At 46.0% G+C, this 13,060-nt stretch carries 13 protein-coding genes; all 13 read right to left on the minus strand.

Annotated features, from left to right (window positions below):
* Window positions 1-23 precede the first annotated feature (23 nt).
* The 13 genes from flhA to fliH all read right to left on the minus strand — a co-directional run bounded on the left by flhA (window position 24) and on the right by fliH (window position 13,057).
* A complete protein-coding gene (gene flhA / locus AMBT_RS13015; protein WP_013785092.1) occupies window positions 24-2,123 on the minus strand; it encodes a flagellar biosynthesis protein FlhA in 2,100 nt (699 codons plus the stop codon).
* Between the two features lie 211 nt (window positions 2,124-2,334).
* Window positions 2,335-3,465, minus strand: coding sequence for a flagellar biosynthesis protein FlhB (gene flhB, locus AMBT_RS13020; RefSeq protein ID WP_013785093.1), 1,131 nt, complete (start codon window positions 3,463-3,465; stop codon window positions 2,335-2,337).
* An 18-nt stretch (window positions 3,466-3,483) separates the two neighbouring features.
* Complete coding sequence (fliR, locus tag AMBT_RS13025; RefSeq protein WP_013785094.1) at window positions 3,484-4,263, minus strand: flagellar biosynthetic protein FliR; 780 nt, start codon at window positions 4,261-4,263, stop codon at window positions 3,484-3,486.
* A gap of 1 nt (window position 4,264) precedes the next feature.
* Window positions 4,265-4,534, minus strand: a complete 270-nt coding sequence (gene fliQ, locus AMBT_RS13030) for a flagellar biosynthesis protein FliQ (protein ID WP_013785095.1) — start codon at window positions 4,532-4,534, stop codon at window positions 4,265-4,267.
* 8 nt (window positions 4,535-4,542) lie between these two features.
* Window positions 4,543-5,301 (minus strand): flagellar type III secretion system pore protein FliP, encoded by a 759-nt coding sequence (gene fliP, locus AMBT_RS13035; protein ID WP_013785096.1) that lies wholly within the window; start codon window positions 5,299-5,301, stop codon window positions 4,543-4,545.
* On the minus strand, window positions 5,294-5,713 hold the full coding sequence (fliO, locus tag AMBT_RS13040) for a flagellar biosynthetic protein FliO (RefSeq protein WP_013785097.1): 420 nt from the start codon (window positions 5,711-5,713) through the stop codon (window positions 5,294-5,296). The genes fliP and fliO overlap by 8 nt, the downstream gene beginning before the upstream one ends.
* A 28-nt stretch (window positions 5,714-5,741) precedes the next feature.
* Window positions 5,742-6,143 (minus strand): flagellar motor switch protein FliN, encoded by a 402-nt coding sequence (fliN, locus tag AMBT_RS13045; RefSeq protein WP_013785098.1) that lies wholly within the window; start codon window positions 6,141-6,143, stop codon window positions 5,742-5,744.
* 17 nt (window positions 6,144-6,160) lie between these two features.
* Window positions 6,161-7,219 carry a flagellar motor switch protein FliM gene (gene fliM / locus AMBT_RS13050; RefSeq protein WP_013785099.1) on the minus strand — a complete coding sequence of 353 codons (1,059 nt, stop codon included), beginning with the start codon at window positions 7,217-7,219 and terminating at the stop codon, window positions 6,161-6,163.
* Window positions 7,220-7,232: 13 nt separating this feature from the next.
* Window positions 7,233-7,769, minus strand: coding sequence for a flagellar basal body-associated protein FliL (gene fliL, locus AMBT_RS13055; protein WP_013785100.1), 537 nt, complete (start codon window positions 7,767-7,769; stop codon window positions 7,233-7,235).
* A gap of 150 nt (window positions 7,770-7,919) precedes the next feature.
* Window positions 7,920-10,223 (minus strand): flagellar hook-length control protein FliK, encoded by a 2,304-nt coding sequence (locus AMBT_RS13060; protein WP_013785101.1) that lies wholly within the window; start codon window positions 10,221-10,223, stop codon window positions 7,920-7,922.
* 268 nt (window positions 10,224-10,491) lie between these two features.
* Complete coding sequence (gene fliJ, locus AMBT_RS13065) at window positions 10,492-10,938, minus strand: flagellar export protein FliJ (RefSeq protein WP_013785102.1); 447 nt, start codon at window positions 10,936-10,938, stop codon at window positions 10,492-10,494.
* Window positions 10,939-10,944: 6 nt separating this feature from the next.
* A complete protein-coding gene (fliI, locus tag AMBT_RS13070; RefSeq protein WP_013785103.1) occupies window positions 10,945-12,279 on the minus strand; it encodes a flagellar protein export ATPase FliI in 1,335 nt (444 codons plus the stop codon).
* Window positions 12,272-13,057, minus strand: coding sequence for a flagellar assembly protein FliH (gene fliH, locus AMBT_RS13075; protein WP_013785104.1), 786 nt, complete (start codon window positions 13,055-13,057; stop codon window positions 12,272-12,274). Before fliH ends, fliI begins: the two co-directional genes overlap by 8 nt.
* Window positions 13,058-13,060 lie beyond the last annotated feature (3 nt).

A 13,060-nucleotide genomic window follows, 5' to 3' on the forward strand; every position in this document is an offset into this window, starting at 1 on the left:
CTCTCCAATCACCCAGTGTCAGATTATTGACCGACCGAACTGACTATTTTTATCTGCTTATCGTCGGGTACTTCCTGATAGGAAAGTACATGTAAACCCGCGACCGAATACTTTAAGAAGCGAGATAGTACGGGGCGCAACATACCGGAAGTGAGAAGTACTGCAGGCTCACCTTCTAATTCTTGTTGCTGACTAGCTTGCTGCAATGATTTTTGCAGCTTATCGGCCAGTCCTGGTTCTATACCAGCGCCATCTTCGCCACCTGCTTGTAATGACTGGTGCAACATCTGTTCCAACTCTGGCGCCAAGGTTATGACGGGTATCTCTTTCGCACCTTGGGTAATTTCTTGGGTGATTAGGCGTTTAAGCGCAATACGTACCGCAGACACTAGTACATCTGGGTCTTGGCTACGCGGGCCGTATTCGCTCAAGGTTTGTACAATGGTACGCATGTCACGAATAGGCACTCCTTCAAACAGCAAGGTTTGCAGCACTTTAACAATGGTGCTTAACGGCAGAATATCAGGCACTAACCCTTCAACTAGTTTAGGATGCTGCTTAGCTAGCATATCTAGAAGCTGCTGCGCTTCTTCATGTCCAAGTAGTTGGTAGGCGTTGTTTGTCAGCAATTGACTTAAATGAGTAGCAACCACAGTAGCAGCATCAACCACGGTATAACCCAGTGTTTGCGCATGCTCACGCTTATTCGGTTTTATCCATACCGCATCTAAGCCAAAGGCAGGGTCTTTGGTTGCACGGCCTTCCAGCTTGCCAAATACTTGACCCGGATTAATCGCAAGTTCTTCATCGTGACTTATTTGCGCATCGCCAATAGTTACGCCCAACATCGCAATGGTGTATAAATTAGGTTCTAAATCTAAATTATCGCGAATGTGCACCGGTGGAATAAGAAAGCCTAACTCTTGAGATAACTTCTTACGCACCCCTTTGATACGAGTGAGCAGTTCTCCGCCCTGAGACTTATCTACTAAGGGGATTAATCGGTACCCGACTTCTAAACCGATGGTATCTACGTGCTGCACATCATCCCACCCAAGCTCTTTTATTTCGGGCGCAACAGTGTCATCTTTCACGATATTCGCTGGGGTTTTAGGTTTTTCTGCCTCGCGTTTAGCCGCAACACCCTGCCAATAAGCGTAACCAGCGATAAGCACTGAAAACCCAATAAAGGCCAAATGAGGCATACCAGGAATAATCCCCATGACAAATAAAACACCAGAGGCAATATAAAGGGCTTGGCTGTTACCTAATTGACTACGTATTTCTTTGCCCATTTCTTGGGTTTCGTTTTCACGAGTAACAATAATAGCGGTAGCCACAGACAGTAACAGTGAGGGTATTTGCGCCACCAAACCGTCACCAATGGTTAAAATGGTGTATACCTCGATGGCGTTACCAAAACTTAATCCGTGTTGAATCATGCCTATAAAAAGGCCACCCACAATATTGATAAGCATGATAAAGAGTCCGGCGACCGCATCACCTTTCACAAATTTTGACGCACCGTCCATTGAGCCATAAAAGTCTGCTTCGGCGGTTATTTCTTCTCGGCGAGCACGCGCCTGATCTTGGTCGATATAACCCGCATTCAAATCGGCATCAATAGCCATTTGCTTACCTGGCATGGCATCAAGCGTAAAGCGGGCACTTACTTCTGAAATACGCCCAGCACCGGCGGTGACTACTTTAAAGTTGATAATAAGCAAGATAGCAAAGACCACCACACCCACTGCATAGTTGCCGCCAATAACCACCGCACCAAATGCTTCGATAACCTTACCAGCCGCATCGCCCCCCTCATGCCCATAAAGCAATACCACACGGGTAGAGGCCACGTTTAGCGCTAAGCGCAAAACAGTAGCGATAAGTAATACTAGGGGAAAAATACCGAAATCAACTGGCTTTTGCGTTAATACTGCCACCAAAATAATGACTAAAGACAGGGCTATATTAAAGCTGAACAATACGTCGAGCAGAAATGGCGGCATGGGAAGAATAACCATGCCCATAATGGCAAGAAGAACAATGGGAGCGCCTAAGCCACTGGTAATGTTCTGCAGCTGACTTTTATCGAATCGCTGAAGGTAACCGGATAACTGCATTACAGGGAGTCTCTCTATCGGAAAATTGACGCTTAACGCTATCTTTCAATGAGTATTACAACTACCGTGCCAGCTTTATTCAAAACTGATTAAACGTAAGTAGGAGGGGCGCAATTTGCAGAACTACAATTAAGAGGGGATCACTTTGCGCCCTGGTTTTAGCGATATTTCAGCAAAAAATTTAACGCTAATTTAGGCCAAAAGCAGCGCCCTAACGGCGCAGCTCTGGTGGTATGGGTAAATCACGCTTAAGCGGTTTGGGTCGTTTTCCTTTACCCGCTCTGTGTGCTTTTAACTGATAAACATGGGCTAATACTTGCGCTACCGCCATAAACAAGGCGTTAGGCACTTCACCGTCAATCTCTGTAGAGTAGTAAACGGCTCGGGCTAGCATGGGCGATGGAATAAGCGGTACATCGTTGGCGGTGGCTATTTTACGAATATGCATGGCTAATTCATCTGTGCCTTTTGCCACAACGACGGGGGCACGATTACCACTGTCATCATATTTAATTGCTACAGAGTAATGAGTTGGGTTGGTTACCACCACATCGGCCTGAGGAACTTCTTGCATCATGCGCTTTGTGGCAGCTTGATACTGCAAGCGACGGATGCGCCCTTTTACCAGAGGATCACCTTCAGAGTTTTTACGCTCGTCTTTCACCTCTTGCTTAGTCATCTTAATTTCTTTGTTGTGCTTATAAATCTGATAAGGCACATCAATAAGTGCAATAGGTATCATGCCGCAAACCAACATGATAAAGGCCCATTTCAACATATCTAACGCGTGAAAAATATTCCCCGGGTACAGCTCTAAATCTAGGTGCAGTGCTTCGTCTTCAAAAAACAGCAGTGCGCCTAACGCCATTCCCACAATAACAACCACTTTGGCGATAGATTTAATTAACTCAACCAAACCATTCATGCCAAACATACGCTTAAACCCACTAAGCGGGCTCATTTTAGAGCCTTTAAATTTGGCACCTTCCCAGGTGAAGTTGTAGCCGCCTAACGCAATAGAGCCATATATTCCGGCTAACATGGCCACCGTCATATAAAGCAATACAGGTACACTGACTGTCGAAATTGCTTCGCCCCATGCACCAAACATATGGGTGGTATCGTAGGTTTCATCTCGAGACAGAACAAACATACGCTGCGTCAGCTTAAATACCGACTCGGCAATCCAGCCTCCAACGAACAAAAACATAAAGGCACTGACCACTAACACTAAGGTTGTGGATAGCTCTCGGGATCGGGCTATCTGCCCTTTTTTTCGGGTGTCTTCGAGTTTTTTCCCCGTGGGGTCTTCTGTTTTTTCGCTAGAATCTGAATCAGCCATATATCACCTGACTTATTTTCATGGGCAAATCCTAAGAAGTTGACACATAAACTGCTCTGCCCGCAGCCACTGTGTTTCAAAATGCGCGGTAAAGTTGTCTAGGGTTATCCAAATGATAAGCAACCCCATTACTTGTGCAATAGAAAAACCGATACTGAAAATATTAAGTTGAGGCGCTGCTTTAGTCATTACGCCAAACGCTAAATTTACTATAAGTAGGGAAACAATGGGCGCCAAGGACAGTGTAATCGCTGAAACAAACATCCAACCGCCCCAGTGAGCAATTTCCCTAAACTGCTCCCCTGTCCACCATGCTTCTCCTATTGGGAACGCATGAAAGCTCAACACAATCATGTGGATCATCGCTAGATGCCCGTCTAAGGTCCAAAAAAGCAAGGTAGCTAGAATTAAGTAAAATTGGCCTACGGCTGGCACGTTAATACCATTGACTGGGTCTACGATTGAGGCGAAACCTAAACCCGTTTGCATCGCGATAATTTGCCCAGCCAGTACAAAGGTATTTAGCACCATCATGGAAACAAACCCGATAGCGACACCAATTAACAACTGCTGAATGCCCAAAATAAAGGTTCCCAAATTGACGAGGTCGTCTACTGGGGCTGGCGGCACTACCGGCATGATAATAAGGGTCAGCATAATGCCAAGCAGAGCACGAACTTGCGGAGGAATAGATTGTGCACTTAAGCCAATCATCGCCACAAACAGGCCACTAATGCGCATAAAAGGCAGCATTAAATCAGCAAGAAACTGATTGATGGTAGCCAGTTCAACGACCATATTAACCGACAACCTGAGGTATCATTTCTACCATGTGGAAAGTGAAGTCCATTAACTTTTGTACTAACCAGTTACCACCCCAGCTAAGCGCTAGTAAGGTAACAAGTAAGCGCGGCAAGAAACTCATGGTCTGCTCGTTAATTGAGGTAGCAGCCTGAAACACAGCAACCACTAACCCTACAATAAGACTTGGAACAATAACCGCAGACACCAGAACGATAACCATAAACATGGCTTCGCGGAGTATTTCAACAAAGACTTCTGGAGACATAAGCCCTCCTACACACCCATACCGAAGCTGGTAGCCAGTGTGCCAAATATTAGATTCCAGCCATCAACTAACACAAACAACATGAGTTTAAATGGCAGTGAAACAATCATGGGCGACAGCATCATCATACCCATGGCCATCAATATTGAGGCCACAACAAGGTCGATAATAAGAAACGGAATAAACAACATAAATCCGATTTGGAACGCGGTTTTTAGCTCGCTGGTCACGAACGCAGGAATAAGGATAGTTAGCGGTACTTCGTCTGTATCTGCATATTTCCCCTCATCACCAGCAATACGCACAAAGGTTTCTAAATCTTTCACTCGGGTTTGCGACAGCATAAAGGCGCGCATAGGCCCTTTAGCTTGCTCTATGGCATCCAAACTTGTCATTTGTTCCGACAGATAAGGCTGCAATGCGCGTTCATTAATTTCTTCAAACACCGGCGCCATAATAAACATAGACAAAAACAAACTCACCCCAACCAAAATTTGGTTAGAAGGAGATTGCTGCAAACCAATCGCTTGGCGCAAAATTGATAACACCACTATGATGCGGGTGAACGAGGTCATCATCATGATGAATGCAGGAATAAGACTGAGCGCTGTCATGATAAACAGCGCTTGTAACGTCATAGTGTAATCTTGCGACCCATCGTCATTAGTCACAACGGTCACGGCTGAAATTCCTTGCTGTGCCAGTGCAGGCTCAGCAATCACCCAAGAAGCTAACACTACAAAAAATGCGGTCCAAAACTTACGCATCGTTTTTATCTTCCTTTATTGAAGGGTTCAGCTTACCTGCCATGGCGGCAACCAGCTTTTGTTTAAATGCGTCACCGCTGCCTTGCTGCCCATTTGCGACTGGCGTGTCTAAGTGCTTTTCAAGTTTACTTAAATGGGAAATATTATGACTGGTCACGCCCACTAGGTGCTGTTCATCGCCCACCTGAATAACCATTATTTTTTCTTTAGTGCCTGCCACCATACTGGCGACCACCTTCATTTGCCCACTACCCATGTTACCGACATTAAATCGACGCATGAGGTAAGCAAGCGCAAAAATAATTCCAACCACTAAAAGAAGTGATAGAAAAATTGACACTACAGAGGTGGGGTTAGTGATTGATTGGGTAGATTGCGCATTCACTACTTGCGTAAATATAAGGGGCAGCATTGCGCAACCCCTTGCTATGTAAGAAGATTTATCGAAGCTTCTTGATTCTCTCGATTTGACTAATAACATCCGTTAACCGAATACCGAATTTATCGTTGACCACTACTACTTCACCATGAGCAATCAACGTGCCATTTACCAATACATCTAATGGCTCACCAGCAACTCGGTCCAGCTCCACCACAGATCCCTGGTTCAACTGTAGCAGATTTCGGATACTTATTTGACTACGCCCTACTTCCATCGAGATAGTGACTGGAATATCCAAAATGGTATCCAGCTTCTTTTTCTCTTCTTGGGTTATGGGTGTGTCGTCGGTTAATTCGTCGAGTTCTGCAACCTGAACATCATCATTTTCCTGATCGTCAGCCTCAGAATCGGCTTGCTCCGCCATGGCGGCAGCCCAATCGTCCATACCGTCTTCACTCATGGGATATTCCCCTCACCTTACAGGTCTTCTTCGAGTACTTGCAGCTCGGCATCATTATCTATAATGCGCCCGCCGCGGGTTAATAATTGTAGCTCAGACTTCACAGAAGTCGGTCTTGCAATCTTTTCTACTATCTTCAGGGCTAAGTTATCTCGTGAGCGACCTAGCTTAGCTCTGAACGTAGGTAAATCTTCAATTAGCACAGTAATGGTTTCTGGCATTTCCACAGGAATAATTTCTCCTGGCTTAAATTCCATTACTTGGCGTAATGACACATCCACATCAAGCATGTGGGTTGTCAGTGCCACTTTTACGTCCATGATTTCATCGCGAAGCGCTTTACTCCAACGTAAATCAGTGTCTTCTTTATCACTTTGCACACCCGCATCTAGCAATTCGCGGATAGGCTCTAGCATTGAGTATGGAAGTGACACGTGGAAATCACCACCACCACCGTCAAGCTCTATATGAAACGAGCTAATCACCACCACTTCAGTGGGGCTCACAATGTTCGCCATCGCGGGGTTTACTTCTGAGTCTAAATACTCAAAAGACACGTCCATTACTGGCGCCCACGCTTCTTTATAATCTTCAAAAATAATCTTAAGCAGCATTTGAATAATACGCCGCTCTGTTGGCGTAAATTCCCGCCCTTCAATTTTTGCATGATAGCGGCCATCACCTCCAAAGAAGTTATCTACCAGAATGAAAACCAAGCGGGCTTCCATGGTAATAAGGCCGGTACCTTTAAGCGGGCGAAACCGCACCATGTTCAAGCTAGTAGGTACAAACAAGGTATGAATGTACTCACCGAACTTAATCATTTGAATACCGTTAATTGACACTTCCGCAGAGCGGCGCATCATGTTGAACAAACTCACCCGCATGTGACGGGCAAAGCGTTCATTAACGATTTCCAGTGTAGGCATACGCCCACGAACAATCCTATCCTGTGACGAGAAGTCGTACTCTAGCGTAGAAGCATCGGAGTCGGCATCGCCAACCTCGTCTTCTTCTACATCGTCTACCCCGTGTAGAAGGGCATCGATTTCATCTTGAGATAATAAATCACTCACAGTTATCTACCTGTTATTGCATCACAAAACCAGTGAAGAGCACACGCTCAACCACATCACTTCCCGCGATGTCTTTAAGCACTTTTTGTACTTCAGTCACCGCTTGTTCACGCAGTTCAATTTTTCCTGCTTCAGTCACCAAATCATCGGCATTTGATGTACTAAAGACTTGCAGCAAAGTGCCTTCAATTAACGGTATGTGGGTTTTAGCCAACTCTTCGTTGTCTGAGCCCCGCACTAGAAGCTGCACTTTAATTTGTACTAATCGGTCTCGACCTGTACCCGGAACGTTAAACACGAAAGGGCGCGGCATAGCAACGTACAAGGCGGTACCTACTTCTGCGCTTCCACCTGGGGCCGCGGCTTCAGTGGCGGCTTGCTCGTCGGTTTCGGCAAGTTGCTCTGCAGCTACAGGCTCTTCACCACCAGCGAATAAAAGAAAATAGGCTGCTGCACCACCGCCAACTAACACTACGGCGATAATAATAATCAGCATCATTTTGCCTTTCTTTTTACCACCTTCTTCAATCTGTAACTCTTCTTCAGCCATGTCTAATCCGTCAATATCCCACGAGGAACTCGTATTATCAGGCTTACGACGCAAATGGCAACGTAAGCCTGCATAAATTTGCAGTTCTTATAGCAGATAGCGCAATTGTACATCAACCCTACTTAAGTCTTTGCCTTCGCTATCAACCTACTAAGCGTAATAGTCTATACCGCCTTTCGCTTCCCTTGTGACAGACTGCTCTATCACCGTGGAACCCTCGTCGAACTCACCGTCGATATCTTGGCTAGGTACACCGTTACCTGCAAGTTGCTGGCCACTTCCATCACCATTTTGTGATGAGTTATCTTTACGCACTTCTGATTCACCTAAATTAATGCCTTGTTCTGCTAGCATATCTTTTAACCTAGGCATGGCATCGGCTAGTGCATCTTTAGCGTGCTGTGACTGCACAATGAAGCTCACACTGGCTGCATCACCCGATACATTCACTCGTACCTGCATACTGCCCAGTTCAGGCGGATCGAGCCTAATTTCTGCCATACTGTTTCGCGCATTCACCATCCAACGAATTTTCTCATGCAATTGTTGCTGACCTTCAGGCTTTAAAATATTGACCGGTTTGTCAGCGCCCTCAAATTGAAGCTGAGATTTGGTCGACTCCGCGCGAACTTGGTTGTTTTCATTCATGTGAGAATCGATACTGACGAGCTCACTTTGCAATGCTTGATGAGCGCTTTGCTGGGTGCCGTTTACCAATTGCATAAATTGGCCTGCGAGCGCATCAGTTTGCCCCGCTACATTTTGCATTTGTGTTTGTGTTAACCCTGCTTCAGACGCTGCATCGGCTACAAGTGCCGAAAGATCTATTCCTGGCTCACGCCCTTGAGCGACTTGTTGCTGAAACTCGTTTATGCCAGCAATCAAGTTAGATTTAACCGCTTGCTGTTGGGCTGCGGTTGTCGCAGTAGGTAATGATGCCGCTACGCGTTCGGCAAATGCTTCAGCCGCCTTTTGCGCACTTTCTGGTGACATCATCGCAATTGACTGCAATAAAGACTCGCCTTGGCTATCGGTAAGTATATCGCTAGCTTCTGTAGAGACTGTATCGATAGGGTTGCTATTCGTTTGCGTTGATGCAGTAGATTGGCTTGAAACACCGTTGGCTAGCGCTGCATTTAGCGTCTCTTTGGTGTCAGTTTGCGCAGTAACTTGCTCTTGAAGAAGACTTAATACTAACGCCTCATCGGCACTCAAGGCTTGTTCATCTGCGGCTTCTTGTTCGACTAATAGCGCGTGCTCTGAATTCTGTGTTTGAGCATCAGAAGTTTCTTCGCCATTTTCGCTAGCATCACCTAAAAACTGCGCAAGCAGGTTGGCTAATGGGTCGACTTTTTCAGACTGCCCTGCATCGACATCGCTTGTTGCAGCGTTTTCATTTGCTTTAGCCAATAAGGCCGCGGTGAGTGCTTTTACTGCTTCTAAGGTTTCACTACTAAGCCCTTCGCCTGCATCTTGACCAAGTTCCTCACCGGCTTGATTCTCTAGCAAGCTCATTAAATAAGCGGTTATTTCTGTTGCTGAGCTTGTATCAACATCCTCAGGAAGATTCGTCGAGGTTAATGTACCGTTTACTGCTGCATCGCTTTCGTTACTACCGTTATTAGACGCCAACGCACTTAATACATCCTCGCCCGCCAATTCATCACCCGCTAGCAAAGCTTGTGCTAATTGCTTCGCGGCTAATTCGGCATCCTCTATCTCGCCTGCGTCTAATAAATCATCAGTGATCGCGGTAGCCTCTGCATCTGAAATAACGTTGTCATCGCCAGACGCGCCCATCATGGATGTGACATACTCAATCCAATCTGTGGGGCTTTCGCTATCCCCGTTTCCAATACTTGTTAACTCTTCGGGCGGTAAATCAATATGGCCGCCAAAGAAGTCTTTTTTGTTGTCGCTGCCATTTTGGCTTTCGTCTTTGCCAACGCCTTTGCTGTCCTCTTTGCCTGTGCCTTTACCATCAATAAGGAGTGAGCCATCTTTCTTTGTGTCAGTGTCGATTCGACGTGACTGTGCATCGGCAATGATTAATTCATCCGTGTCTTCATCAGGTGATGTTAAGTCGCCCTCTTGGGCTTTTTTGTCTGCTTGATCACCATTTCGCGCTTGCGCTTCGTCATCTTTCACCGGAGGTAAATCAACGTTCCCCCTTTCTGGGTCAGACGCATGTCTATCAGCTGATTTCTTATCGATAGCAGGGTTTGCACTGTCGCTCACTGAGGTGCTGGTCTGTCGCGAGGAATGACCTTTGTTTTGGGCCTCGAGAGATTTTGCACTCGATTCTTTAGCTTGAATATACGCAGCTTCAAACGCGTTATTATTCTGCGATGAATCCTCTGCACCCATGCCAGCTTCTACGGCTTTTGCCGTTGACGAAGCAGAGAAAGGCAATGCGGCAATGTCTGTTTTTTGTGCGGCAACTTGTTGCATCATATTTTTACCGTCCTGCTATGACTTTAAAAGTCAGAACCATGAAAACCCAGATTGAATCGTTTTGTCTCTACAACCCCAGTGTCCGTGGGCTGTAGACCGACACTTAACTTATAAAAGCTTCCGTATCAGTATTCAAATTAGGCGAATAAACACATTAATGACTAACGAATTTGCAAAGAGTGTTCCATTGTGGAGATTAAATGACGAGGTATTTAAAAAATCGAAAGAATTGAACGACTTCGGGTAAGTAGCAAATTGGATAAACTGGCTAGAAGAATGTTTTTCCGCTTCTAAAAAATTTCTGTGTGGCAAATTCGTCCATCATGGCTTGCTCTGCCCTCGCTTCTTTTGCCACTTTAGCTAAATGGCGTTTATTAAGAAGCAACTCTACCGCTTTCACTTTTTGCTGCTGCTTAAGCCAAAGCTGCTTGCGTTGATCGGCAGCCATATTCGCTTGTGCTATCACATTCATTTGCTGTTCACAGGCCTTATCTAATTTGCCTACAAACGATAAATGCTGTTGGTAATGGGTAGCAGTCACACCCGCCTTTCCCGTTTGCTGAATGCCTTTTAAGTAATCAATTCTATATTGCTCGAGGCTGGTGAGCTTTTGTTTCTGCTGCATCACATTTTGCTGCGCTTGTTGGAACATTTGCGCAATGCGTTGCTCTCTTTCTCGTTCAAACTCAGCCAGACGCTCTAGTTGTTTAGACATAATTGATTACCCTTGTCCCAAGCCTTTCGCTAATGCAGCCATGCCCTCTAAACATTCATCATAAGGCAACACGTTCTTCATACCTTGCTGCAGGAACGCGTTAATTGCAGGCTCTGCTCGTATGGCTAGGTCGATGCGAGGATCTGAACCTTTGGCATAAGCACCAATGGAAATGAGGTCTTGGTTTTGTTTATAGTTTGAATAAACTTGCCTTACTCTGCGTGCCATTTGTTGATGTTCATCACTGACCACCATAGGCATAACACGGCTAATAGAAGCTTCAATATCGATGGCAGGGTAATGACCGCTATCAGCGAGAGTGCGCGATAACACAACGTGACCATCTAAAATAGCCCTTGCAGCATCGGCGATTGGATCTTGCAAATCGTCACCTTCGGTCAATACCGTATAAAACGCCGTAATAGACCCTTGTTTCTCGCTGCCGTTACCAGCCCTTTCTACCAATGCGGGTAACCTGGCAAATACTGAAGGTGGATAGCCTTTTGTTGCGGGTGGTTCACCTACCGCTAATGCAATTTCACGTTGGGCCATGGCATAACGAGTAAGAGAGTCAATAAGCAGTAATACTTTTAAACCTTGATCGCGAAAGTATTCAGCAATGGTAACTGCTGTTTCGCAGCCCTTTAAGCGCATTAACGGTGAAGTGTCAGCAGGCGCTGCTACCACTACCGCGCGGGCACGTTCTTCTTCGGTTAAGATATCGTGGATAAATTCTTTTACTTCTCGGCCCCGTTCTCCCACTAAGCCAACCACAACCACGTCGGCTTCGCAGCCCCGGGTCATCATACCGAGTAAAACACTTTTCCCCACGCCACTGCCCGCAAAGAGCCCCATACGTTGACCTACGCCAACGGTATTCAATGCATTAATGGCGCGAACACCCACATCCATAGGTTGGGTAATAGCGCGGCGAATTAAAGGGTTGATAGGAGGGCGCGTAGTAGGTACGCGGGTTTCAGTTTTAATTTCGCCAAGTCCGTCTAAAGGGTTACCGTTGCCATCGACAACACGACCCAACAGCCCCATACCCACAGCAAGACCACTTTGTCGATTTAGCGGCATTACCCGACTTCCTGGCACTATGCCCCGTACGGCTTCGGTGGGCATTAAATAAGTAATATCGGCACCAAACCCCACCACTTCGGCTTCAATTTCGCCCTCAATAGTTTGCACAAGACACTGACTACCGACTGGTAGTTGGCACCCAACTGCTTCCAGTGTAAGGCCTATGCCTCTGACAAGTTTACCTGCCGCCACAATAGGCGGCGATGACACTTGTTTCTGCAAACTATCAAAATGTGCATGCCAAGGGCTACTCATCTGATAAACCCTGATTCACCATGAATTTATCAATGACATCGCGACAGCGGCGTTCAATGGAAACATCTACGGCGTTTTGTTCAGTTGCAATGTCGCAGCCACCGCGCTCCATCGTAGGCGCTTCAATGAATTGCCACTCTTTCTCTTTCAATGTAGCTTCAGAATAATGTTCGGTTACTAACGCTATATCATCAGGATGCATATGAATTTGATACCGAGTTTGATTAACCGGCAGGGCTTTCATTCCTTCGCTAAGCGCTTGTAAAATCACTTGATGATTCGATGTGATTTCGGTTTTAATCACCGACTTAGCAAGGGTAACTGCAAGCTTTACTAGCTGGTCGCGGGTTTCGTCGTTGGCTTGTGACAATGGCGTATGAAGCTTTTCGATAAGTTGCTGCCAGATTTCAACTTGCGCAGAAATTAAGCCCTTACCTTCTTCTAACCCTTGTTCAAGACCCTCTGCGTGACCAGACTCACGTCCTTCACTAAGCCCTAATTCTAGGCCTTCGGCTTTACCTTCTTCGAAACCTTGCGCCTTGCCTTGTCCATAGCCTTCATCATGAGCAGCTTGTCTAATCGCTTCAATTTCTTGTGCAGTAGGAGGAAGAATTTCAGCTTCTTCCTCTTCCGGTGGCTCGTATTTCCAATCTGAACGGAAATTTAGCGCATTGGTTTTGTCTTTATCTTGTGGCTTTTCGGGCTGTTCAACGAAGGGCAAATCCCAAGGTTTTGCATCATTTAATTCGTCGTCGCTGAAGCCTTTATTTGATGACATCAA

The organism is Alteromonas naphthalenivorans (assembly GCF_000213655.1).
Lineage (GTDB): Bacteria > Pseudomonadota > Gammaproteobacteria > Enterobacterales > Alteromonadaceae > Alteromonas > Alteromonas naphthalenivorans.

Coding starts and splice junctions, on each gene's coding strand:
- fliR (WP_013785094.1), bottom strand. CDS start 4,263: ATGGTCGTTGAACTGGCTACCATCAATCAGTTTCTTGCTGATTTAATG.
- fliH (WP_013785104.1), bottom strand. CDS start 13,057: ATGTCATCAAATAAAGGCTTCAGCGACGACGAATTAAATGATGCAAAA.
- flhB (WP_013785093.1), bottom strand. CDS start 3,465: ATGGCTGATTCAGATTCTAGCGAAAAAACAGAAGACCCCACGGGGAAA.
- flhA (WP_013785092.1), bottom strand. CDS start 2,123: ATGCAGTTATCCGGTTACCTTCAGCGATTCGATAAAAGTCAGCTGCAG.
- fliQ (WP_013785095.1), bottom strand. CDS start 4,534: ATGTCTCCAGAAGTCTTTGTTGAAATACTCCGCGAAGCCATGTTTATG.
- fliJ (WP_013785102.1), bottom strand. CDS start 10,938: ATGTCTAAACAACTAGAGCGTCTGGCTGAGTTTGAACGAGAAAGAGAG.
- fliI (WP_013785103.1), bottom strand. CDS start 12,279: ATGAGTAGCCCTTGGCATGCACATTTTGATAGTTTGCAGAAACAAGTG.
- AMBT_RS13060 (WP_013785101.1), bottom strand. CDS start 10,223: ATGATGCAACAAGTTGCCGCACAAAAAACAGACATTGCCGCATTGCCT.
- fliP (WP_013785096.1), bottom strand. CDS start 5,301: ATGCGTAAGTTTTGGACCGCATTTTTTGTAGTGTTAGCTTCTTGGGTG.
- fliN (WP_013785098.1), bottom strand. CDS start 6,143: ATGAGTGAAGACGGTATGGACGATTGGGCTGCCGCCATGGCGGAGCAA.
- fliL (WP_013785100.1), bottom strand. CDS start 7,769: ATGGCTGAAGAAGAGTTACAGATTGAAGAAGGTGGTAAAAAGAAAGGC.
- fliO (WP_013785097.1), bottom strand. CDS start 5,713: ATGCTGCCCCTTATATTTACGCAAGTAGTGAATGCGCAATCTACCCAA.